Source organism: Pedobacter sp. KH_004 (assembly GCF_057840755.1).
Map to the genome: position 1 here is coordinate 4204072 of NZ_CM174519.1, position 24379 is coordinate 4228450.

General features: G+C 40.7%; 19 protein-coding genes. 13 read left to right on the top strand and 6 right to left on the bottom strand.

The genetic code is table 11. The features are described from left to right. Positions 1-29: 29 nt before the first annotated feature. The 3 genes from AC3ITD_RS18095 to AC3ITD_RS18105 all read right to left on the bottom strand — a co-directional run bounded on the left by AC3ITD_RS18095 (position 30) and on the right by AC3ITD_RS18105 (position 3592). Positions 30-968 carry a sce7725 family protein gene (locus tag AC3ITD_RS18095; RefSeq protein WP_489361840.1) on the bottom strand — a complete coding sequence of 313 codons (939 nt, stop codon included), beginning with the start codon at positions 966-968 and terminating at the stop codon, positions 30-32. Positions 969-976: 8 nt separating this feature from the next. Beyond that, positions 977-1819, bottom strand: a complete 843-nt coding sequence (locus AC3ITD_RS18100; RefSeq protein WP_489361842.1) for a sce7726 family protein — start codon at positions 1817-1819, stop codon at positions 977-979. A 267-nt stretch (positions 1820-2086) separates the two neighbouring features. Next, the gene (locus tag AC3ITD_RS18105; protein ID WP_489361844.1) at positions 2087-3592 is read right to left on the bottom strand and encodes an RES family NAD+ phosphorylase; all 1506 of its coding nucleotides are present in this window, start codon (positions 3590-3592) and stop codon (positions 2087-2089) included. Between the two features lie 485 nt (positions 3593-4077). On the opposite strand from AC3ITD_RS18105, the gene AC3ITD_RS18110 reads away from it, so the two are divergent. The 3 genes from AC3ITD_RS18110 (at position 4078) to AC3ITD_RS18120 (ending at position 7825) form a co-directional block, all read left to right on the top strand. After that, positions 4078-6597, top strand: coding sequence for a KAP family P-loop NTPase fold protein (locus AC3ITD_RS18110; RefSeq protein WP_489361846.1), 2520 nt, complete (start codon positions 4078-4080; stop codon positions 6595-6597). 235 nt (positions 6598-6832) lie between these two features. After that, positions 6833-7288: a hypothetical protein gene (locus AC3ITD_RS18115; RefSeq protein WP_489361848.1), complete on the top strand. Its 456-nt coding sequence runs from the start codon at positions 6833-6835 to the stop codon at positions 7286-7288. 9 nt (positions 7289-7297) lie between these two features. Continuing rightward, a complete protein-coding gene (locus AC3ITD_RS18120) occupies positions 7298-7825 on the top strand; it encodes a hypothetical protein (RefSeq protein ID WP_489361850.1) in 528 nt (175 codons plus the stop codon). 286 nt (positions 7826-8111) lie between these two features. Here AC3ITD_RS18120 and AC3ITD_RS18125 read toward each other — a convergent pair whose 3' ends face one another. Further along, positions 8112-8567: a hypothetical protein gene (locus AC3ITD_RS18125; protein ID WP_489361852.1), complete on the bottom strand. Its 456-nt coding sequence runs from the start codon at positions 8565-8567 to the stop codon at positions 8112-8114. Positions 8568-8855: 288 nt separating this feature from the next. On the opposite strand from AC3ITD_RS18125, the gene AC3ITD_RS18130 reads away from it, so the two are divergent. From AC3ITD_RS18130 to AC3ITD_RS18150, 5 genes are all read left to right on the top strand, one after another. After that, a complete protein-coding gene (locus AC3ITD_RS18130; protein WP_489361854.1) occupies positions 8856-9020 on the top strand; it encodes a hypothetical protein in 165 nt (54 codons plus the stop codon). 100 nt (positions 9021-9120) lie between these two features. After that, positions 9121-9780, top strand: a complete 660-nt coding sequence (locus AC3ITD_RS18135) for a hypothetical protein (protein ID WP_489361856.1) — start codon at positions 9121-9123, stop codon at positions 9778-9780. A gap of 128 nt (positions 9781-9908) precedes the next feature. After that, entirely contained in the window at positions 9909-13037 is a 3129-nt protein-coding gene (locus AC3ITD_RS18140; RefSeq protein ID WP_489361858.1) for a P-loop NTPase fold protein, read from the top strand. A 552-nt stretch (positions 13038-13589) separates the two neighbouring features. Then, positions 13590-13949: a transposase gene (locus AC3ITD_RS18145; RefSeq protein ID WP_489361860.1), complete on the top strand. Its 360-nt coding sequence runs from the start codon at positions 13590-13592 to the stop codon at positions 13947-13949. 143 nt (positions 13950-14092) lie between these two features. Continuing rightward, complete coding sequence (locus AC3ITD_RS18150) at positions 14093-16078, top strand: DUF2779 domain-containing protein (RefSeq protein WP_489361862.1); 1986 nt, start codon at positions 14093-14095, stop codon at positions 16076-16078. Here AC3ITD_RS18150 and AC3ITD_RS18155 read toward each other — a convergent pair. Next, positions 16023-17009 carry a helix-turn-helix transcriptional regulator gene (locus tag AC3ITD_RS18155; RefSeq protein ID WP_489361864.1) on the bottom strand — a complete coding sequence of 329 codons (987 nt, stop codon included), beginning with the start codon at positions 17007-17009 and terminating at the stop codon, positions 16023-16025. The genes AC3ITD_RS18150 and AC3ITD_RS18155 overlap by 56 nt on opposite strands. Positions 17010-17118: 109 nt before the next feature. Between AC3ITD_RS18155 and AC3ITD_RS18160 the strand changes: the two genes are divergently transcribed. From AC3ITD_RS18160 to AC3ITD_RS18170, 3 genes are read left to right on the top strand one after another with little or no spacing between them, the layout of a single operon-like run. Then, entirely contained in the window at positions 17119-17346 is a 228-nt protein-coding gene (locus AC3ITD_RS18160; RefSeq protein WP_489361866.1) for a DUF2188 domain-containing protein, read from the top strand. 12 nt (positions 17347-17358) lie between these two features. Continuing rightward, positions 17359-17616 carry a DUF1883 domain-containing protein gene (locus AC3ITD_RS18165; RefSeq protein ID WP_489361868.1) on the top strand — a complete coding sequence of 86 codons (258 nt, stop codon included), beginning with the start codon at positions 17359-17361 and terminating at the stop codon, positions 17614-17616. Between the two features lie 11 nt (positions 17617-17627). Then, positions 17628-17852 carry a hypothetical protein gene (locus AC3ITD_RS18170; protein ID WP_489361870.1) on the top strand — a complete coding sequence of 75 codons (225 nt, stop codon included), beginning with the start codon at positions 17628-17630 and terminating at the stop codon, positions 17850-17852. Positions 17853-18225: 373 nt separating this feature from the next. Here AC3ITD_RS18170 and AC3ITD_RS18175 read toward each other — a convergent pair whose 3' ends face one another. Further along, a complete protein-coding gene (locus AC3ITD_RS18175) occupies positions 18226-18609 on the bottom strand; it encodes a hypothetical protein (RefSeq protein ID WP_489361872.1) in 384 nt (127 codons plus the stop codon). A gap of 935 nt (positions 18610-19544) precedes the next feature. On the opposite strand from AC3ITD_RS18175, the gene AC3ITD_RS18180 reads away from it, so the two are divergent. Together AC3ITD_RS18180 and AC3ITD_RS18185 are read left to right on the top strand one after the other, a co-directional pair. After that, on the top strand, positions 19545-21143 hold the full coding sequence (locus tag AC3ITD_RS18180) for a TlpA family protein disulfide reductase (RefSeq protein WP_489361874.1): 1599 nt from the start codon (positions 19545-19547) through the stop codon (positions 21141-21143). Positions 21144-21146: 3 nt separating this feature from the next. After that, positions 21147-24356 (top strand): SusC/RagA family TonB-linked outer membrane protein, encoded by a 3210-nt coding sequence (locus AC3ITD_RS18185; RefSeq protein WP_489361876.1) that lies wholly within the window; start codon positions 21147-21149, stop codon positions 24354-24356. Positions 24357-24379: the final 23 nt, after the last annotated feature.

Here is a 24379-nt window from a genome sequence, read left to right on the forward strand (position 1 = left end):
AAAACAATTTACACAACAATTCATACTTTCTAAGGCAATAGGGTTTGCACAAGCTCGATATGATGCATAATGGACAGCTTTTTGATAATTCCGAGGCCTGGAAATGCTCCTCTGTCAAAATAATCTCTGAACTGAGTAATAGCAAAGGAATTAATAGTTTTTGCGTCGACAAAAGCAATTAGTTTTGAAAGTGCTTCGTAGAACTTCCCTGCCGTGTCACTTGCGTCCTGGTTGCTATCTGAAATAAACCGTTTAATCCTAATATCTCCGCTTCCCGAATCCTTGTAGGTTAGATGTATTACCACCGCATATGGCAGCATTCCCCCCTCGATGTAATCGGATCCAATAGTCAGGTAGTCTGAAAATGCAGTAAATCCTTCACCAATGTAGTACAGGTAATCATTTGAAAAAAATTCGTCTTCAAAATCTTCATAGTCCACATTTCTTCGCTGCCTAACGAAAGGATCACTAATAAAACCCAAACTGTCAGCCGGAAAGCCTCTTCGCATGGAAATAACATGGTTGACATGGATAATATTGTGGGCCAGGTTGGTAGAATTTGCAATTTGCTTTAGCTCAACACTGCTTGAAATCTGGTTGAGATGGACAAGGCTGTATCCATCGTCTAAAAAAGCTGCCGCATGGGCCTTTTTCAACATCACGAAATCTTTCTCGGTCGAAATCAAGAAAGTAGGCGTGATATTAGCTATCCCCTCGGCTTTTAGTCTTTTGATAAGGTCAACGATCGGTTGTGGCCCTTTACTCAACTCTCCATGTTCGGGGTTGACTACTAGCTGAACATTTACCTGATTTCTAGATAAAGATTTAATGGCTGTCTCTACAGCTTTAAGATCTTTTTTAACTGGTTCTATGATTGGCGAGATCTTGTTGGCATCAATGGGCAAGGTATTTAGTTCCCTGAGAGCGAGAAGTTCAAATTGTTTGCCCCTTAAAAAGGGTAGGTACATAACATTATTTAGATAAAAAACTTTAATCTTTTGGTTAATGCAATATAGTGATTTTGATCGAGATCCGCATTGTAGCAAGAAAATTTTAGGTATGAAGGGATTGCCTCGTCTAAGGTAATTTCATTGCTTTCCTTACATATGCGCTGTTTAATGATTTTCAGGAATTCGTTGTGGATCGTTTTCACTGGGAACGATTTTGCTATTCTGCAGCATTCCGTAAACAGGTGCACTGGCTTAGTTATTGGTATGGAACCATTGACGTTTCTAATAAGAGTAAGATATTCGTCTTTTCGAAGCGACTTAAGCATTGTTGTTGAGTCAAGTCTGGAATGGTCAGCAGTCGCCGTATATATCGTTTCAATATCTCCCTCTTTAGAAAATACCATTATACCAACGTGCATGTCGACACGGCCCAGATATTTTGAAAGCATAGAGTGATGTACTACCAGGTACACTTCGGAAAAAGCCCTGAAATAATCATTAACCTGATTTTGTAGACGTTCTGGTGTATCAAGCTCTGTTTTAATCTCAAAAACTTTATTTGTGCCATTAACTACAATCACATCTGCCTTCGAAGCTCCGATCTTGAATTCGTTGAGCAACATAGTATCTGCCAGTGAATGCTCGCGCAATACATAAGAATTCAAAATTGCAGTTTTGTAGATGTATTCGTGACGGTAATGATCTAGGAGTTGTTGATAACCTAAGGAAAGCATTTCTGAAAAACTGGTTTTGCCCTCAACGGTGATGCCATTTTTACTGAGCAGCTTCTTAAGTTGCTTACCATACACTTTGGATGTATCACTATCCATTAACCTCTGAAGGCCTGCATTCGAGATCAACTTGGACAAAGCGTTCAAGTTTGTCAGAGAAATAGTGCTTTTGGTCGGCATCATACAAAGTTAGCAACAGTTTAAGTTAATTAAAATATTTTAATTAACGAATTTGTTTTATTACACATCTTAAGCTTAAAGCAGAAATGGCTAATTCTTAAAATAATTTTCCATGTTCTCGTTTGTGGCTGGGATATTAAAAGAAGGGAAAAACCTAAGCCAAACGAATTTTTTGGACGAACTAAAGCTATTGCTTCTAGAGATACTTGAACAGGATTGATCCAGTTAAAAGGTCTTGCCATCGGTAATTTCGAAACCGGAAGCTTTACTAGGCGCCTCCCAATTACGGTCCCAGACCTCAAAGCTCGTACTTTTGATCTCCACTTTGTTGATATGTTCGACGGTAATCGAAGTGACATCTATTGCTAGGGAAAGTGTTCTCGGGTCGGGATCGATTGGTATATAGGGATGTCCGAAAAGCAATCGCGAGGCATCATCCCTGGTCGTATCGGTTGGCTCTGTTTCCTTTGGAATCCATTTGGTCACACTGTAGGAAGGTATTTCCAAATCATCCTCCCGTTCGGACAGTTCGGCAACAACAATCGTTCCTGCTACATGGTCGATCTTTTTTACCCTTGAGGCCTTGTTAAAAAGGACTACGTTAAGTCCATTGGCAGACTGGGCTGAAGGAAAGATGATTCCGTCGAACTCCAGTTCAGAACCTATAAAATCCGCTACTACCTGGGTAGATAGGTACTCAAAGTTTTCATCGTCAGGCATGACCGGTTTGGTCATGCGATAGCTGAGCTTTCTAAGGAACATAGATTGAGAAAGCTTGTCCGCATAAGCTGGATCAAAGATGCTTCCTTTTGCTACATTATAGGTAAGTGCGCTAAGGTCGAGCATTTTCAGTGGCCTTAGGATTTCAAATTTTGCCACCGAGACATTGCTTCCCACTGGAGGACGAACTTCGGCAAGTGCAGTCAGGGCATTGGTTGCTCCGTAGAACATGGAAATTCCAGCAGGGTTCATGCGGCCAGCTGTGGCATATTGCGGTGGAGGTGGACCTAGTTCAACATCTGGTGATTCTAAAGCAGCCTTTAACTTAAGATCAGCTTGAAAGCCCCTTGCCCTATTGAGGTGTGTGATGTTGGTTTCAGGTCCTATCAATTTAACAACTGGGCGACGGTCGTGGGTGTTCAGGTGTTCAATACCGTTAAAGACTGCTGCCAAGTGCGTGGCACCCTCCTTGCTAAAAAAACGATTTCTGGTCCGTAGGCTGTTTTCAAATTCCGCCCATCGTTGTTGCCACTCCTGGTCATCTGGGTTCTTACTGTCATAATGCGAATCATCATTGTACTCAAAGGTTTCACCAAAATCATCAGGCGACCTGCTGTCATGCTTTTCGGCCAATACCAGCTGAATATCGGTTGCAACTTCCAATCCAACTACCGCTGCATCCATGATAGCATAAACGATAGGTTCTCCGGCAGGCTCATATTCCTGGTTCTTAAGTTGCCAGATCGACCAATTATCAGGCGGGGTTTCAGAAGATCGGATATAATGGTCTTCAAACGCCGTATCTATCCGGTCTGCAAGTTCAGGGAGTGTGCAGCCATTGATATCCGTATTATCACAATAGGAACATTCTACAACAGTTCCCTCAGCTTCAACGGCTGATTGGAGAAATTTTTCTCCAATACATTCAATACAGATACATTTTTCTTCAACTGATAATTTCATTGTGTTTTCCCTTTCAAACAAATCTAGGTAATAGTAATCGCAACTCAAATTCACAATGGTTTCGCTGTTTTTCATTTCCCGACATTTGTCGGATTTTTTCTCACTCACCTTCCCAATCTTTGGTCTATTAATCAGGTCGAATCAAGTAGTCAAAGATGAACGAATGATGAACCTATGGAAGGAAGAATCTTCATCTGTTGATGTATATAGGCATGAGAAACCGTAAGGTTGGGTTTACTGAAGATATATAGACTAGACAAATCAATATAAAAAAATATCTTTTTGGTAACCCAACATAAGGTTGGTTAAAAAAATCTCTAAGCGATTTTAAAGTGGTTACACATAATGAAGCTCTGAATTTACCTTTTAGCCTTTGAATTAAAAAAGTGAAAAAAGGTGGATACTATTCCCGAGATCCCCAATTTTTGACTAGACCAAAATTCAGTACCTGTGAGAATTGGAGCAAGGATTCATGTTCTAACGTTTCTATTTTAAAATATTAGTGGTTATTTTGGTTATATTTGAGATGCTCGATGTTTAAATCTAAATTCAATAGCTTTCCGCTGCTTGCTGCGGCAGTCTGTTTTCTGATCATGTTTTTTTTCAGGATCCCTATCTCTAATCTGCTAAATTCGTTATTGGTAGGGCCTATATTTTCCTATTTTGAGAGTGGATTTTATCAGGATCTTTTGTTGATTGGGGTCTTGGTTGCGGCCAGTTTTTGGCTGGCGAGGCATTTGAACCGGGAGTTTCTGCTTCGGGGCCTGCTTTTTATTACGGTGTTTTACCTGGCTGAAAGATGGAATCGTTTTTGGATATTCAAAACTTTGACAATTTTTCCAGCCATTGGTTATTTTGATCTTTTATTTGGCTTTGTTGCACTTACGGTTTTAACGAATTGCTTATTCACTGGGACAGCGGAACAGTTGGAAGGGGAAGCTTCGACAGCTGGTTTTATTGAAGACAATACCGTAAGTTCTACAGACCAGGATCATTTTCACCGCAAAGAGGCTGCTGCTGAGATTGCAAGGCTAGTTTTAGGCACTAGAAACGAAAAATCTTTTGCCATCGGAATTCTAGGAAATTATGGTAGTGGGAAAACCTCTTTTTTGAACCTGATTAATCTTGAACTGAAAGATAAGGACGTGATTCAAGTGATCTTTGATCCGTGGAGCGCTTCGGATCCACAGATGATCCGCAAGGAATTTTTTGATCTTTTAGCATCGCGTATCGCCAGCGTGGATCTGAAAATATCTTCACTGATTTATAGTTACGGTCGCAGGCTTGCCGGTTTTGATACCAGATCACTTTCGCTGCTCAACTGGCTTGGTTTTTTTAGGAGCCACGGTGGGGTGCAGAGTTCTGGGGAGTATCGACAGATCAATAAAATGCTAGGGGCCACCGGCAGAAAGGTGGTTGTAACCATAGATGATCTGGACAGGCTTTACCCGGCGGAAATTATTGAAGTACTCAAGTTAATCCGTAATACGGCTGATTTTTCCAATGTTGTGTATTTGGTTGGCTATGATAAGAGCTATGTTAAGCGCGGAATTGAATCGCTTAATGATTCGGCCGGGGATTACTTGGATAAGATTTTCCAGCTAGAAATCCCACTTCCCAAACGCGAAGCAGATGATTTGCTTTCTTCTCTTAGTAATGGGCTAAAAGTTATTCTTGGTAAAGAACACTATGCTGTGTTTGAAAAAGAGATGATTCCATTTGGTTTCAAAGATATTTATGGCCGAGCTTATGGCGATGTACTCCGTCAGGGCAGGGATGTAGTTAGGTTTCTGAATACCTTTAAAATTGCCTATCAATTAATAGGCAAAGAAGTCGATTTTCAATGTCTCTTGCTTTTGGAACTGATTAAGTTCCGTTTCCCGGAAATATATGATCTGATCTATACCCATCATGACCGTTTTTTATACGAGCAGCCGCTAATGGCCAGCCATCAGCAACATTTTTCTCCGCGTATGGCGAAGGAGAAAAGTTTTAAAGATCGTACCGAAGGAATAACAGTATTCCGGGAATATCTTCAGGGAATGAGTAAGTTGTCAGCCGACGATATTGAACTGGTGGATGCACTTTTTCAAGCCTTATTTAATGGAAGCAGGTATAGCCGCCCGGATGCGAAAAATTCGATATCCTACCCACTGTATTTTGAGATTTACTTCCGCTACCGCCTCTCGCAGACCGATCTTTCGGACAATGAATACCAGGCGGCTAAAAGTCCAGGTAATATGGTTGCCTTCATGCAATACAGCGCGAGCTATAACCTGCATAAGCATTTGATGACCAGGCTACTGCAAGAGGAAGGTTTTAAAAATAAAATGGAGTTTGAACAGGTGATCCGCTGGATCTTTGCCTTTGGACGGACATTTGTCGAAAAGGAAGGCATGTTCAGGTTTAACTATGAATCACTGATTGGTAAGATTTCTAATTACCATAATTCGATCACTGATAAATTCTATAAGAGAAATCCATCGGGATATAAAGACTTTATTGATAGTCTATTTTCTGTCGCTATAGCGCCTTATCTTTTTGAGAATGAATTGATTTTTCATATAAAAGAAAAGGGCGGAGGCTTTGTGCTTTCAAATGAGGAGCTGGCTGCCCATCAGCTATCCTATTTCAGTAATTATGCCGAAAGCAGTCACGGTCTTAATGAAGATGTGTTATGGATCTTTTATGGGGCAAGGGAATATTTCAGTTATGATTCGCTGGTGGGGCGTGCTAAGGATTGGAGGTTTGAACCTGCGCTGGTGGAAAGGATGAAGGTATATTTCACAAGCAAAGACCCGGCGGAGTTTTTAAAATTTAGTATTCAGCGGGATATCCGGGAAAAGACGAGGGTTTCTATTCATGCCCAGGTATTGGATATGTTTGAAGATCCTCTAGAGCTTGCTAGAGTTGTATTAGAAAATCCGCATCTTGATATGCAGATCAAACAAGAATATCTCGAACTTTTGGGTAAACTCAGTTCGGTTGATTTTAAGGAGTATGTAGAAATGGAGTTTCAATCTGGACTTAAGAAAACGGAAGAGGATGGTTAGGATCAATCTGGGTTATTTTCCGAGGAAAATAGTGCTTCTCACTAACAGTTGCATAGGGTTGATGAGACAGAGCAATAACTTTTAGATTTAAAGTTTGAATATCAGTATGTGTAGGATGCTATGATATTTTAAATATCCATTAACTCAGATTTCATTATTATCTTGTCTTAGTTATAGCCGAGGTTAAAAATCAGGCTCTACTTGAAAATGGAAAGCTAAACTCTCAAAACAAACAATGAACTTTCAAGAATTTAATGAATATCAGCATAGCCTGCTACCTTTTGGGCACCCCACAGTTACCGTAGATAATTTGATGTATTTTGAATTTAATGATGATTACAGGGACTCACTTTTGGAAACTGCCGAATTTTATCTGCGAACTATTGAGCATCATAAAATATACCTTAAAATCCCATTAGGGTTGATTTTCAGCTCGGAACATAGTGAAAATGCGAAAGCCGGTGTTTATGAGGAAAGGGGGCTGATTGTCTGGAACGGTGGGTTACTAATAAAACAAATAAAGTTAAAGGAAAAAGAGGATGAAATAAAAAAGGCTATCGAACGAACTGAACTTGCCGACTTTCTGAAACAACTAGATAACCCTCCATCTACTCTTTTTTTTCAGTCAGTGCAACACTTTACGTTCTACCACGAGTTTGCACATATCATTCAGCGGCAGGAAAAGGGTTGAACGTAAATCATGGTCAGTTCACAACAGGATGAATATGATGCTAATAAACATTTACTTGAACTCAATGCCGATGAGTTTTCTGCACTTTTGCTAAGCTCACACATTGAACAATATGCAAAGGGGATTTTCGGCAAAATTGAAAAAGATATTCTGAGCAAACTTCTGGCCCTTTTTCTTGTCCCAATTTTAACGCAAAGCATCGCAATTTATCCGAATGACCTGACAGATTTTAATTTGGAAAAAGGTAGACACCCGCATCCTATGGTCAGGTTGTTGTATATTGCAATAGCCATGATCGAGGTCCTCAATCAGAGGTATGTTGACGAATTTAAACTTAATTCAAATGAAATTCTAAGACAATCGATGGAAGTCGCCTCTCAACAGACCAATTTAGATTTAATCACGCTTTGGAAAAATAATTACACACCAATAATGGCATATTTTAAAATCATGAAAAATAGTCCATTTCCTGAAGGCTACATAGACCCGATTGATAAGTGGAATGAAGAAATCCAGGCACGTAAAAATCGTGCCTAGTAGGTTAGTCCATTAGACCGCAGATTTTAGATTTGGAAATCCAATATTGGATTTCGTTTCTTTTTTAAGAATTTTTGAAAATCGGCCTAGTTCGATTAAATCATCCACATTTTGATTTTTTCTGGGACTGGCATTGCCCGTTTATCCATATAGCCTTGTTTTTCAAATAGATAAGCTCCGCCGCATGATTCATTCTTGTGGTTCGATGTACCCCATCGGCATAAGTCAATTTTTCTGAAAAATGTGGCCCTACTAGATATTTTTTGCCTGGAATGGATGCTTCATCTTAAAATTTATTGATCAAAGCCGGATTTTCGATCGCCATAGAGGCAATCGATGTCATGTCCATCACTTCATCACTATTTATCAAAATCTCTGTCAGCTTGGCTTCCAGTTGGCTAATTTTCTCATTACTTTCCTCTTTGATCCTGCGGAACTCTTTTGCCTCAATCTTGTCCAGCATCAATAGATCGCTTGCTCTGTCAATATACCAGTTCTGTTCACCGATTTCTTTTGTCATGGCTCTCTTTTCATCGTAAACTGTCTCGGTTTTATTGTTATAGGCATCTGTAATGGCTGCTACGAATAGTTCTGCATATCCCGGTCTTGGCATAAATAGGGCGATTCCGTCCAAAAAAGCATTATTAACTTCATCTGTTGGGTACCTTACCCCGCAGGCGGAAGTGCAGTGGTAATACAAATTATACCGGGTTCTGCCACGTGACGCGCTACCGATCAGCATCCTGTTGCATTTGGGGCTTTTTAAAAATTACGTAATGGCAGATCAGTGATTCTGTGATAATGGGTTCATGCAGCGCCTTGATCAATAAAGCTGGTTCATCTTTGTAGGCCACTAGTTCTGTCCTTCCACAATATTCTGAGTTTCGGATCAGGTGAAGAAAGGTGTTCTTGGACAGCCCTAGACCTTTTTCATGGGCTTCCCTTATAATGTCCAATCGCAACTTGAAGGGCAGATTGCCTCGGCTAAGATCGGTCTTGCCCGGCTTTCTTCTCCCCGGTGGTAAGAAAGGTGAGTGCAGAGAATATCAATGAAAATTACCAGAAGATCAAAAATGAGGTTGCAAAAGTTTTGGAAACGGAGCTGAAGAAGATCAGTGAAAGGCAAGCTGTAAGTAAGGTAAGGGTAAAAAGAGAATCGGATAATTCGTTGCCATCGCCAGCCAAATCAATGTAAACAAATTCGACATGGCTTTGCCTGGGGTGGTAGGGTTGAGATTTTTAATATATATTTGGCGCTTATGCGCTCAATCTTTAGAAAAATCAGCTCATGGTTTTTGAAAAACAACCCAGCACCACAACCAGCAAATAATGATACTATGCAAGTTTCGATTAGGACCTGTACCCATGAGGCTGCCCATTATCTAATGGCCTATATGTTTCAGGATAATTTTTTGTTAGAGTTTATCACATTTGATAAAAGCATCTTGGACCAGTCCTGGAATGGTGGGTTTAAGTTCAAAGGAAAAGGGGCAAATGGCTATACACTAGAATACAAGGATCAACTTGCCCTGATTATGATTTCGGGGATTTGTGCAAACACAATCTTAAAGCACGGGACGGATTTTGTTAAGGTAAATAAGAGCAAATTTCCAGATGATGCATCTTATTTGGATGCTAATGGGGGTGATTTAGATTATGCTAGGTTTAAAGAGCAAATAGCAGCCTTAGCATATCATTTTAGACAAAATCCTACATATGCCCAGTGGAATGTTTTTTTATTGGCATTTGATTTTTTTCTTAACGAAGTGGTCTGGGCAGCGGTTTCGGATATAGCGGATCTACTTTTTAACAGCAAAGATTATAGTCTGAGCCATGACGATATTGATCAGTTTCTGAAAAAACAGGACTATTATAATGATCTGCTGGCGGTAAGAACAGAAATTTACGCTGTCCGTTACCCTTTAACTGCGGAAAAACTCAGGCTCAAACGCTGAAATTATAAGTATTTTAACGCATTTGGTGATAAGGGTCTCGGATTACATCCTTTCCCGATGGTATAAAAGTTCGACGATTTCAACCGCGGTTTTCGTGCAAAAAAAGTATGAAATGAGATCACTTTGTCTTGAGAGCACCGGAAATGGAATTAATGATTTCAAAAAAAAATCGGATATTTAGCAAAACCTCTCATCCAATGCCAACAATGCAACCTCAAAAAAGGTCTACCATCTACCTTGCCTATGATAACAGTGATCAAATTATAGCTAAAGATATCAAATCCCTACTTGCCCAGAATGGCTTTGAGGTAATTGATCATCACATGCTCAATCTTGGAGGTGATGTGGAACAGAACATGAAACTGGAGCTCGAGTTTGACAGTCTGATAGCGCTACTAACCCCAAAATCGGCAAGGAGCAATTTCTTTAATGAAGAACTTGAACTTGGAAAAGAACTCCAATATCTTTCTGAAAACAAAAAGAATGTTCTGATTTTACTTTATGATGCCGAATTGCCAACTCGTCACCAGGGAACCGATTTTATCCGCCTCAACAGTCAAAAAAGTATCCTATCCCAATCGGTACTTATAACGGATTATTTGGACCGCCATGAACCGCTACCGGAATTGCACTCCCAAGAAGACGTAGAATCATCAGATAAATTGGAAAATGGGGCAAAACAGCCTCGTTATTGGCTAATCAAAATCAATGATCAAAACTGGCCAATCAAGAGTTTTTTTACCGGGCAAGAGTATGTCTTCAGCTCTGCCCACCACGAGGGCAAAAACCAAGAAGATCTCGAACACTTTGCAAACGTGATGCCTGGTGATATCATTTTCTCCTTTGCCATGGATACTCAAAATGAACTAGTGGCTACCTTTCTCCTTGAAGGTAAAATTCAGCACACTATGGAGAAGACGATCGAACTTCAGCTCGTATTAGATGAAGTAATTGATCCGCCCATACCGGTAACAGAACTCCAGCACCTTCCTTTTGCTAACAGGCTCAATTATGAATCAAGGGAGAAACTATATCCATTAGAAAGAAAAATAGCCCAGAAACTCTTAGAAGCACGTGGACCAAGGCCGGTTCCCCAACAGCAGATGAGACAATTGACCCACATCAGTTCTGACCATGAAGATGGCTCCCAGAACGACCAGTTGGGGATCATGGAAGATGTTCGGGCAATGGCTGCTGTGATTGCCTATACAGAGGTCAATCCACCGTTATCAATAGGACTGTTTGGGAACTGGGGCAGTGGCAAAAGCTTTTTTATGCTCAAACTGGAAAAGGAGATCATGCGCCTTGCCCAGTCATCTTCCCCTATTTTTTGTAAAGAAGTAGTTTCCATCAGGTTCAACTCTTGGCACTATTCTGATGCCAACCTGTGGGCCAGCTTGAGTAGCAGGATATTCGAGGAATTGGACAGGTACGGAAAAAGCAAAGATCCATCCCAGTTGGAAAAACTCTATCAGAATCTAAGTTCTACCACCCAGCAAATTCAGGAGAACCAAGCCAAGCAGGACCAGGCCTCTTTGGCCATACATCAACTTTCCCAACGGGTGAAAACCAATGAGGACATTATAAAAGAAAAGATAAATAAGCTCCAGGAAGTCAGTTTGCTCCGTATTGGAAAAGCTGTCTTTTCTGATCCGATCGTCAAAGCGGATCTGGACAAATTAAAGGAAATCTCAGATGTTGGTCAATACGAAGATATTGACGCACTTCAGCTGCAGGCCAGAGAGATCCATACAAGCATTGGAAAGGTCACTGAAACAGTAAAACAACTCTATGTATTCAAGAAAGGAAAACTGCCCTGGGCAATCATTTTTAGCGGACTTATCCTACTGGCAACACTGGCTGCATGGTATTTCAAAAAAGACCTGAAGGAATTTTACGATGGATTACGTCCTTATATGTTCTTATTGATCGGCTTTGGCGGCCAACTACTCGTTCTCATTCGACCAGCAGTAAAAGTAGTTCAAGAAATATCTAGGCGGCTCACCTCTCTGAGCGAAAAAATAGAAGTTCTTAGGAAACAGGAGGAAGAAAAATACGCTGAAGAAAGAGCAAAACTGCAGAGCGAACTTATTGCCAAACAGACCGAACAGGCTGCGCTCAAAGAACAACAGAACCACTTGGAGGTAAAAAAGCAGTTGCTCCAAGCTGAACTCACCGATATCAAAACTGGAAAAAAAGTAATTTCCTTTATCGAAAGCAAGGTTGTCGATGAGCGTTACTTGAGCAGTCTGGGAATAATTTCTTGGATCCGAAAGGATTTTGAGATGCTAGATTACCTGCTTAAGCAGCAACATGAGGTCGCTATTGAAAAAAATGAGCAGATTGCCGATGATAAAAATACCTTTAAAATTGACCGCATCGTACTATATATAGATGATCTGGACCGTTGCGATGCGCAGACGGTGGTAAAAGTCTTAGAGGCTATGCATCTGTTACTCGCTTTTCCGCTCTTTGTTGTTATAGTTGGTGTTGATCCAAGATGGATGGAAAAAGCATTACGGCTCCGTTTCAAAGACCTTATTAGTGATAATGGGGAATCTGACCCCGATGATAAGATAATGATAAGTCCTGCAGCCTACCTTGAAAAGATCTTCCAGATTCCATTTCGTCTGATGCCAGTTGACCAGAATGGCTTTGAACACCTTATCAGCGCCCAGTTCTCTCAACAGCGTTCCATTGACCAAAGTAGAACTACAACACAGGGTAATGATGAAGGAGAAGATAAAGCCTTCTCAAAAGAGCCCAATGATGAAATGACGGAAAGTACGGGCGCGGCAACAAGGACTACTCCTCAAAATCTATCCGAAAGCGCAACAGAGATGGGCTTATTGGTAATTACTGAAGAAGAAACAGACTTTATGAAGCGTCTTGGTTTCTTGATCCCTAATTCTCCACGTGCGATCAAACGTTATGTAAACATGTACCGAATTATCCGTTCCCATGGAAACCTTAAGCTAGGAAACAATCATGTTAATGATTATCAAGCCATCATGTTCTTGCTTGCTGTACTAACTGGAATGCCAGAACATTATAATGATTTTTTCAAACTTGTGTCCGCAGAAACGGACAGAACATTTTTTAAGGATTTCATACAAAAACATAGCTCCTTGTATTTATCCAGTCCGCTGGAGCCATTGATCAATGATGGTGCCATTTTACAGGACTTTGAAAACATCATGATGAAAATCTTTAAGGAGAATATCAGCCTGATTGAACGTTTTAGTTTCAGGAATTAACTTTAGGCAACCAGCAGAAGGATCTACCCATGGTATATGATTACCCAAACAATAGGCCCCTCTGAGAAAAATAATTAAGAAATAAAAGCGACAAAAAATGGTGTAATAAATTGTGTAGCGATAAAATCAATATCTGTGGATAAGTTTTTAACTGGGCTTTTGCATTTGCTCAAAAAATTAGTGAATGCCAGAGGCTTATTTAGAAGAAGGGATAAACAGATTACTAACCGTTTTGAAATGATGTTCATAACAACTCAGCCCATCATTATATTGAAGGTAGGCCAGTGGTTCAATAATTTCTGGCAAGTTTAGGGAATGTTTTAAAGAAATCACTATACACTTTAATTGATTTCCAACCTCCCCATAAAATTGGAACAAGAAAGATTTGCTGATCTCGCGAAATTTCTCTGTAGGGAGACTATCCTTGCTACCAATGTAGACATTAGCAAGGTTGAAACAGCGATCGAAAACCTCTGGAAGGCCGATCCCGACTGTCAGCGCAAAATGGAGATCATGATGTCCATACACTGCGTTGGCTAGATCACTGCACTTATGATCCTGATCACGACCAACGAATTCAAAAACTTTACCTCCTTGAAAAAATTCACTTGTTATGCCGGGGTTGCTCCCTTCGAGATCTCTTCTGAAACGGCGGTGATGAGAAAAGCAAAAGTCTCGATGTTGGCCAATAGAAACATGAAGACGCTACTGCGTATCTGTGCCATGCTTTCTTGTCGGTATGTTCCGGAACTTAAAGCCTGTAAACAGAGAAAGTTGGAAGAAGGAAAGCCCACGATGTCGGTGCTAAACGCTATACGGTACAAATTGATCCTCAGGATATTTAGTTGCATAAAAAGGTCCGGTTGTATGCTGAAGTTATTATTCTCCCCTGGCCAAAACAACCATCCGTGAGTTTACACAGAAGGATAGGGCTATCTGTAATATAATTACAGGAAACACTTAATATTGAAATGAAGATTTAATTAATCTATCTCCTTAATGTATTGGTTATTATGGAATAATGCTTAAATTGGAAATCAATAACGCTCGCAATTATGAATACTCAACGCTATCTAACAAAATCGCGTTTCAAACTGGCTTTGGAATGTTCAACTAAACTGTTTTACACAGGCAAGAAGGAATATCCAGATCAAAAATTGAACGATACATTTCTCGTTGCACTGGCTGAGGGAGGTTATCAGGTGGGCGAGCTGGCGAAGTGCTATTTTCCAGGCGGAACCAATATAGCTGAGCTTGACTACGAAACCTCTATTGCCAGAACTAATGAACTGCTCTTGCATGAAAATATAGTCATCTATGAAGCTGCCTTTCGTTTTCAGAACCTTTTCATCCGTGCTGATGTCGTTGTCAAAAAAGGCCAGCAACTGTCTCTTTATGAGGTTAAAGCCAAATCTTATGATAATAGTAAGGACAGCTTAACAAACAGCAGGGGAATTGTGGCAAAATGGAAACCATATGTCTATGATGTTGCTTTTCAGAAATATGTTATACAAAAAAGCTGGCCAAACCTTTCGGTAACAGCCTATCTGACCCTTGCTGATAAGAGCAAGAAAGCATCCGTTGATGGTCTCAACCAATTATTTGTCATAAAAAAAACTGCAAACCGTATTGAAATTGACATGCCTGAAAGCATTGAGCAGGCATCACTGGGTGAGCAGATACTCTGCTCGATCAATGTTGACGACATTTGTGAGTCTTTGTATAGCAGCGCACCTTTTTTTGATAACGACGCCAAGAGTTTTATTCAATTGATCCATTTTTATGCGGATGCGTACCAAAAGGATGAACTCGTTCAGGATAAACTACAGGCACGGTGTGGAAAATGCGAATTCAAGGTTGTCCCTACATTAAAATTGGTAGGTATGCAGGATGGATATAAGGAATGTTGGCAGCGCGGAGCAAAATTTACGGAGAAAGATTTCAATAAACCCCATGTATTGGATTTATGGTTTTTTCTAAAAAAAGATGCTTTTATAGATCAGGGTAAATACTTCCTTTCGCAATTGGAAAGAGCAGACCTGGAAAGTGCGAGCGCAAAAATTCATCAGGATCCTGGTATGAGCCGTACTGATAGGCAGTGGATGCAGATTGTTAAATCTTCTGAGGTTAGCCCTGAAATCCATTTTGATGTTGAGGGCCTGGATGCCGAATTCAAAAAGCTCATTTACCCACTGCATTTTATCGATTTTGAGACCACTGCTGTAGCCATTCCCTTTAATAAGGGAAGAAGTCCATATGAGCAGGTGGCTTTCCAGTTTTCCCACCATATTTTCTACGAAAATGGCGAACTACAACATAAGGCTGAATGGTTGAATGATAAAAAGGGGCATTTTCCCAATTTTGATTTTGTCCGTAAGCTCAAGGCAACGCTACAGAACGACGGAGGTAAGATATTTCGCTATTCAAATCATGAAAACAATATCCTCACCAAGATCTATGAACAGCTCCGCGTCTCGGGGGAAGCCGATGCTCCCGAGCTATGTGCGTGGATACAGACCATCACTCATTCGACTAGTAGCAGTAGCTCAAAATGGAAAGGGGAGCGTGATATGATAGATCTTTGGGATTGGGTGAAAAAATATTATTTTGCCATTGAATGTAACGGCTCAAATTCCATAAAGGCAATTTTACCTGCCGTATTGAATAACAGTGACTTCTTAAAAGCCAAGTATGGTTATCCTATTTATGGGCAATCGATTCCCAGTTTGAACTTCAGCGATCACACTTGGATTAAATATGATGAAAATGGCACTGTGGTCAATCCCTACAAACTGCTTGAACCGGTTTTTTCGGATGTTGACCAGGATATGCTCGATGAACTTGTCTTGGATGAGGCTATGGAGATCAATGAAGGCGGGGCAGCAATGGTCGCTTATGCACGGATGCAATTCTCGACAATGGGGACAGAGGAGCAGGCGCACATTAGGCGATCACTACTACGCTACTGTGAACTTGATACCCTGGCTATGGTGATGATTTTTGAGGACTGGCACGATAGGCTTTCACAACTCGGACACTGATCGAGGCGATCTCCTTGGCAAGAAGGGGAGGCTCAATAACCTTGACCTGATCTCCGAAGCTCATAATGAGCATCTTGAGTTCGTGGTTAACGATGATTTCCAGTTCGATTAGAAGGCCATTAACATCATCGCTGAGGATTCTTTGGGAGCGGTGCAGATGCTGGGTCTTGACATAATTACTTTGATATGGGGTAAAAAGTAAACAAACCTTCTCAATTTTTCGATTCATAAAGTTGATCCCTATGCAATCTTTGAAATAGAGTTCGGGATCAGCAAAGCTGTTTGTTACGTATGATGTTGAACAGGGGGTAATTTGCTGGATGCGGTCAAGGGCATAAGTGCGCAAATCGTCCTTTTCCTTCAGGTAACCGACCACATACCAGCGATTGTGGAATTCCTTTACAAAATAGGGGTGCAACTCTACCGAATATTGCTCCTGTCCAAATACCTGATAATCCACCTGGATGCATCTTTTACTTTCTATTGCATTCAGGATGTAGTCCAAATACTCATAACCTCTTAAATAGGGTGCTTTTTCAAACAGAATAAAAGGTTGGTTATTCTCCTGTAGATTCACTTTCACCTGCTTTACAAAACGTATCACTTTATCTACTGCTCCGGCAAACTGGCTAAAGTACTCGATATCCCTAAACTGGTTCAGTGTCCTGACCGCTACGTCAAGCGCGTGGATTTCTGCCTCGTCTACAGGAATGGAAATGGCAAACTCTTCTGAGTAGTGATAGGGCCTGGTCTTGCTGATGTAGGTGATCGGTGCATTCTGAAAAGGAAGAGAGGTCTCCCAGCGCATATTTTTAATGTCTTTTTCCAGTGTACTTTCTGATATATTGAAATCCTTGTCCCTTAGTGCCTGTAATAATTCCTGCTTGGTCCAGTATTTCTTTTTTGAGTTTAAACAGCGGTCGATTTCCATGTACCGCCTGTAGGCATGCTGATGATCCATATTTATTTTTTTACTACGCAAACTGGTTACGTAGGAGAGCTTTAATTTTGTTATAAAGTTATAATTTAAATCCAAAAAAATGTCAAAAGGAAAAAATCAACATGTCGTACCGCACGAAAACGGATGGGCAGTTAAAGGAGAGGGAAACAGCAGGGCAACCGTGGTGACCGATACCCAAAAAGAGGCAAATAAGGCCGCAACAGAAATTGCAAAGAACCAAAATTCAGAAGTGTTCATACACGGAGAGAACGGTAGGATCAGGGAGCGAAACAGTTACGGGAACGACCCATTTCCACCAAGAGGTTAAACAAAATAAGATATGAATTTTTTGAAATATGAATTCAACCTTGGCTCGCAGGATGCAGTCAGGGTTGTACTAAACGGACAAGCAAATGTGCGTTTGATGGACTACACCAACTTTCAGGCGTATCGAAACGGCAGGCAGCACGAGTACTTCGGTGGTAGGGCTACGGTTTCTCCGTATGTAGTGAAACCACCTTATGGCGGACAATGGTATCTTGCGATAGATCTGGGTAGCTCTAGTGGGCGGATCAACGCATCAGTAAGTGTTATATAAAAAGACTAATTATGTTTGATCTTAGTAAAAGCACAATTAACCTTAATTGTCCCAAATGTGGTAAAACTAATCCTATTGCGCTTGGAAAGGTTGCCTCACAGGCAACCATAAATTGCCGCGGATGCCAAACGGATATTTCACTGGAAGATAAAAACAGTGCCACACGCAAAGGCATCCAGAATGCCAATAAAGCGGTTAGGGATTTTGAAAATGCAGTAAAAAAACTTGGCCGCTAGTTATCAGGCGGTCAAGTTTGCGCATTTCTTTCCAAACCAAGTTACAAAGATGATCGTTGATAATTCAGAATGGAAATCATAATGAGAAATCACTACCGGATCTGTGGCAAACATGTTAACAGTAGCGTAGATTTCTGGCCGCAAATCAATTATATTCAGTCATAGTTGGCTATGCATATAGGCTGAATCGCCTATCTTACCAGACGTGAGCGGATTTTTGTGAAGGGAATTCCTCGAATAGACTTAATTATAGTTATTAGCTGCTGCCTCTTGTTTTTAGAGCAGACGGTCTGTATTAGACGGTTAATTTTAAATATGAGCTTGCTGGTTATCTAATCCTTCTTGTAATCGGCACGTGATGAAATAGAATTGTTTATGGTTTAGCATTATTTTCATATTTAGAAGCAAACTCCCTCAATCTTTTTACCATTTCCGGATTATTAACCTCTTTATTGCCGCCATTATCATCTTTTATTATTACTTTTTTGGTCAATCCAATAGATAATAATCTTTTATATTCAACTTGTAACGCGGCAGCAAGCCCTGTCTGTTTTCTTGGCTGTGAAATAAGCAGCTCTTTATTATCAACTTCTAAAATTTCACCAACTTCATTTAGGCGTTTTAAACTAGGCTGGGCAATATTTGAATTCCATTTGCTTATTGTTGTATCATCAACGTCTAGGTATAATGCCAACGCAGCAACTTGAAGAGGCGAATCTTTAATGGCTTTTGCTATATCATTTATTTTCTTAGACATTTTATCTCGATAAAAACTTGCATAATAGTCAAGTAATATTTATATTTGTTTAATAATTAGTTTAATAGCGACAAATAGAGTAAGAGTTATATCTTGCTTTTTACGATGTCTCTCATGAAAGAAAACCGTCAAACTTTCCACATGAGCCGATCGTGAGTTCGCCGTATCTATTGAGTTTTGTTATCTTCGTGATATATTATTCAATAGGGCGCAACTCATGTCAGTCTTTTGTGGAACTTAAGCCTTGGCTTAAGCGGTTCTTGACGGTACCTCTTTCAAAAGCATTGAGTTTCGCCTTATTGGTTCATACCAATCTGGTTTGCCTTCTGCTCTGTAGAGTTTACATCGTTTTACATAAAAATTAACATTTATGAAAACGAAAAATTTAAGCGCCATCAAAATGAATCATCTCCAGGAAGTGATCCATAATTATTCCCTACAACTATTATTAAAGAACGTTATTTGTTCACCATCGTAACGCGTGCTAGAATTCCAAGTATAATATAGTCCAAAAACAAGAGGCTACTGCGCTTGAGCGCGCACACATTTCTTGAAGGATTAAATTTAGCTTGGTACCAGCCCTTTGTTTTAAAAAGCAAAAGGTATACGCACTCAGGTTATCGCAATTACCAAGGTAAGTATCTTTTTCTGAATAAAAAATATGGTTTCCCATAACTGCATGTTTAAATGCAGTGGGGCTGGTTTTTGCCTAAATTTTAACACACCATAACCACTCAATTTAAAACAACATGAGCTTGAGCAACTACTATCCTTTTGATAGGCTTTACGCATTAAAGCCTAAGAATCCTGTTTGATTTGAGAAAAACCAAAGGCAGGTAACCTGAATGGTAAATAGAAATAGGTTCTTTAATGATAACCTGCCTTGGTTTTCTCGTTAACAAACTTCAAGCCTCTTCAATCTACTAACCAAACTCATGGAAAAATCAATAATTATAGCCGTGATGGCTATGCTTTGCCAAAAAATTAGGGTAACACAATCCTTTCTCTACCTAGTCTTTAAATTAATTTTTCAATTTAAGAAATTAAACATTAACGACGAAAAGCTAAAGAGAAGAAAAAGAAATCTGGCTAAAGCCGCCTATTTTACCCTGTTCATTTTAAATAGTTCACCAATAGTTTTTGGGCAAACCAAGGAATCAAAATTTGAGGCCCTAACCATCGGAGATAGCATTCCAAAGACTGTTTGGGATATGCCTCTGACCGTAGAGGATCCGAAAGGAAAACAGAAAAATTTTTCGTTGGGCCAAATGAAAGATTCAAGGCTGATAATCCTAGAATTCTGGGGCTCACAATGTCCACCTTGCATCAGAGCTATGGATTCACTTAATCTTTTTAGTGAGACTTTTAAAGGCGAGGTCCGGGTCCTTCCTTTCCTGACGCAATCGCACATTGCATCTGTTTCCTCATTTATGAAAAAAAGAGGATGGAATCTTCCCACTGTTGTCAAAGACACCTTTTTCCAGAGGCAGGTTTTTAATAAATACCTTACAGGGTGGGGCGATGTCTGGATATTGGATGGCCGGCTAATTGCAGTGCCAAAACACGGTTACATAACCAAACAGACCATACAAAACCTATTAAAAGGTCAGGCCGTCAATTTTGTAAACACACACAATGTAAGAAAAATCGATCCGCAGCAAGCCTTATTCAGAACTGGAAATGGAGGTGCAGGGATTTGGTATAAAACGGATCACTCTTCCATTGGCAGATATATGCCTGACCAACAGCCCCAACCACTGGACTTTATATCCAACCAGGATTCAACCACTGTTTTCGCCTGGAACCAGTCCCTAGAACAACTTTTCTATTCAGCGTACCAGAAAAAAATCCATTCGTTGTTTTCGATACAAAACGGAATTGAGTGGAACATTGGGCCGGAACTTGGCGCCCGGCTTTTTAAGCAGTTCCCTGAGCTTAAAAAAACAAACCGTATTGCCGAAAAAGAAGCATGGCTTAAAAAAAACTGGTTTGGGTATAATCTAAAGCTTCACTCAGCCTTGGACGCCGAACAAGCCATAGACATTATGCAGGGGGATCTTAATAAATTTTTCGGGCTATACCTCGGCATCCAAGCGCATATCGAAACAAAATCCATGCAGAAATTTGCGGTCCTACGATTAACGGGGAGCAAAGAGGAGACAACTGAAAAACTTACTAAAGGCTTAACAAAATCAAAAATTGCACAGGGACTTAATAATGACACTGTGAGGCATAACAACCTGCCGTTTGGACAACATTTCCTAATGCGGCTCGGTCAAAGTTTAAAGGCAATTAACCATAATGGTTTTACCACAGAAACAGTTTTAATCGATAGTACAGGCATAGACAGAAGTCTACTTTGCTATTTTGAGTTCCCACAAAATATGTGGGGCGATCTCTCATTGATCAGAAAAGAACTGGCGCGCTACGGGATGACGGTCAGTATAGAGCATAAGTTTGTGCCCATCCTGGTAGTAACAGAAACCAGAAAAAAATCTTCGGCAATGAAAACCATTGGTTTACCTAACAGATAGACAATGAAATCAATAACTACAGCATGCCTTATACTGTTCATCTTCTCGTATTCAGCTGTCTATGCACAACAGATGAGGACAATTGTTAAGAACCCGGACAATGAGCCCATCGAGGGTGCCTCAATAAAGTCAAAATCAGGTATATCAGCTATAAGTAGAAAGGATGGTAGCTTTGACAGGTCCATTTTTCCACAGAATGATACGGTTACCGTCAGTCACGTTGGCTACATCTTAAAAAAAGCCGTAATCGACAAGCGGTCCGCAGATATCAATACTATAGTTCTTATACCGGATTCAAAAATACTGAGCGAGGTAGAAATCAGCACGGGTTATTATCAGGTACCTAAAGAACGTGCCACAGGGTCCTTTACCCAGATCGACAACAAACTCATCAACCGAAGTGTCAGTCCAAACCTGATTTCCAGGCTTGAGGGAGTGACCAACGGACTGCTTTTTGACAGAAGAAAACTGACAGGCGAAAATGTCAATGGTCCACCTGAATTGAGGGTAAGGGGATTAAGTACCATTTTAGCTGATACCAGGCCATTGATCGTTCTGGACAATTTCCCTTTTGAAGGTGATATCAATAATATTAATCCCAACGACATTGAAAGCGTTACCGTATTGAGAGATGCCGCTGCTGCCAGTATATGGGGAGCCCGGGCAGGTAACGGCGTGATCGTGATCAATACCAAACAGGGAAAATTCAATCAGCCCCTTAGTGTCACCTTTACCAGCAGTTTAAATGTAGGGGAGAAACCTGACCTTTTTTATAGGCAGGCTTATTTGCCTACGGATCTGGTCATGTCGATACAAAAACAGCTTTTTGAAAGGGGAACTTATCCGATCAATAATCAGACACTGATTCCGTCCTATGTAGAGCTATTGATCAAAAAAAGGGATAATCTGATCAGCGGAAATGAATTTGACAGACAGCAGGGAATAATGATGCAGAGCGATCTGAGAAGGGACGCTACCGATTTTCTTTATCAAAGATCTTCGGCCCAACAGTATGCGGTAAACCTTAGCGGTGGAGAAAAAAACTACAGGTTTGCTTTGTCGGCGGGGCTGGATAAAAATCAAAGCAACACAATTGGCAATAATAGTGTAAGAAATAACGTAAGCCTGCAGAATACCTATAAAGTCGTTAAAACTCTAGAAGCCAACAGCAGTATCTATTACAGCAGCCAGAAATCAAGGTCCAACGGACTGACATTAAGGGATATCGGCTATTCAGGAAGTTCGATCATTTCAAATATCTATGACCGTCTCAAAGATGATAACGGAAATGCGGCAGCCACCGGAAATTTATATAGACAGGCGTACCGGGAGAATGCCATTTCGCAGGGCCTTTTGGACTGGATGTACCGGCCACTTGACGAAATAAACCTTACAGATAACAATATCTCCAACGACTTACTGAGGATAAATGCCGGACTCAAGTATAGCCCAATAAAAGATCTGAATGTTAATGCAACCTATCAGTTTGTAGATCAAAATTCAAAAAATGAGATTTATTATGATCCTAACACGTATTATGTGAGAAATCTTATTAACCGTTACACCAAGGCGGACGGTAGCCGGGCGATTCCCTATGGAGGCATTATGGACTATGGAACTGTCGAACGAAAATATTCCAATTCCGGAAGGCTGCAGGCAGACTATTCATTGGCCTATTCAAACGGGCACCGGATAACCCTGTTGGCCGGGGCTGAGATAAGAGAAACCATTACCAATGGGTCTCCTGGAGCAAGATTATACAATTTCAGTAAAGATACCCAGATAGGGAGCGCAGTTTATGATTATACTTTAAATTTTGTGACCAGGCCAAATGGAAGTGCCCCTATTCCTATCGGCACAGGCCAACCCACTCTATTTACTGACCGTTTCCTTTCATATTTCTCCAATATGGGTTACACTCTCCTTGAACGCTATATCCTGAGCGGGAGCATCAGATGGGATGCAAGCAATCTTTTCGGTGTCGAGAGCAACAAAAAAGGAACAGCCCTATGGTCGATAGGAAGCAGCTGGGAAATAAGTAGAGAGTCCTGGTATCCAACAGATTCCTGGCTGCCATATCTGCGTTTGCGTTCAACTTACGGAAGCGCTGGGAATGTAGACAAGACTCAAAGTCAATACCCTACGATTACAGTTAGTACGAACGCAATTACCCAGCTACCGCAGGCCACCCTGAACAGTCCGGGAAATAGGTTTTTAAAATGGGAGCAGGTTAATACGCTTAATCTCGGCCTCGATTTTAAATCGGCAAATAACCGCATCAGTGGCAGTATTGAGTATTATTATAAAAGGGCAAAGGATTTACTGGGAAGTAATTCATTGGATCCTACAACCGGCATAGGCTTAACCTCTGGTTACAAAATAAATTACGCAGGCATGGATACAAGAGGCTTGGACATAGAACTAAACTCCCGAAACATTAACGGTATCCTTAAATGGGAGTCATCCATTCTCATCAGCCATAGCAAAAACAAAATTACAAGGCTGAGCGCTCCAAAACAGCTATACGCTATCAATTATATAAATGGCCAGATACCTGAACAGGGAAAGTCGGTTGACCTGGTTTATGCGCTCCCGTGGAATGGACTTAGCTCATCAGACGGCATGCCAATAGTATACGTCAATGGCATGCCTACCACCCAGGCCTCCGTTTATGAGGGTTACATACTCAATATCCCCTATGGACAGCTTGTTAATGCGGGAACTTCAGTGCCCAAGATATTTGGATCAGTCAGGAATACGCTCATCTGGAAAAATTTTCAGCTCAGCGCCATAATCAGCTTTAAGGCTGGGCATGTTTTCAGACGTACCTCGATCGGTCCAGGTCAGGAATACCTTAGCAACCCGGTTTACCACATGGACTATTTCAAAAGATGGAAACAGCCTGGGGATGAACTACTGACCAATGTTCCTGCTGCGAGCCAAACAAATGTTTCGGCTAGATCCCAATTCTATCAACAGTCTGAAATATTGATAACAAAAGGTGATGCAGTGAGGCTACAGGATATTAACCTAGCTTACACCATGACAAACAGGAAGCAGAGGCTTCCTTTCAAGAGCGCAAAGCTGTATTGCTACCTGAGTAATCTCGGAATTATCTGGAAAGCGAACAAGTTTGGGATAGATCCGGATTACTTCAATGCGGACTATCCGCCGCCCGGGACCGTGGCTTTTGGAATGCAACTAACCTTTTAACAAAAAACGATAAGAGAAAACAT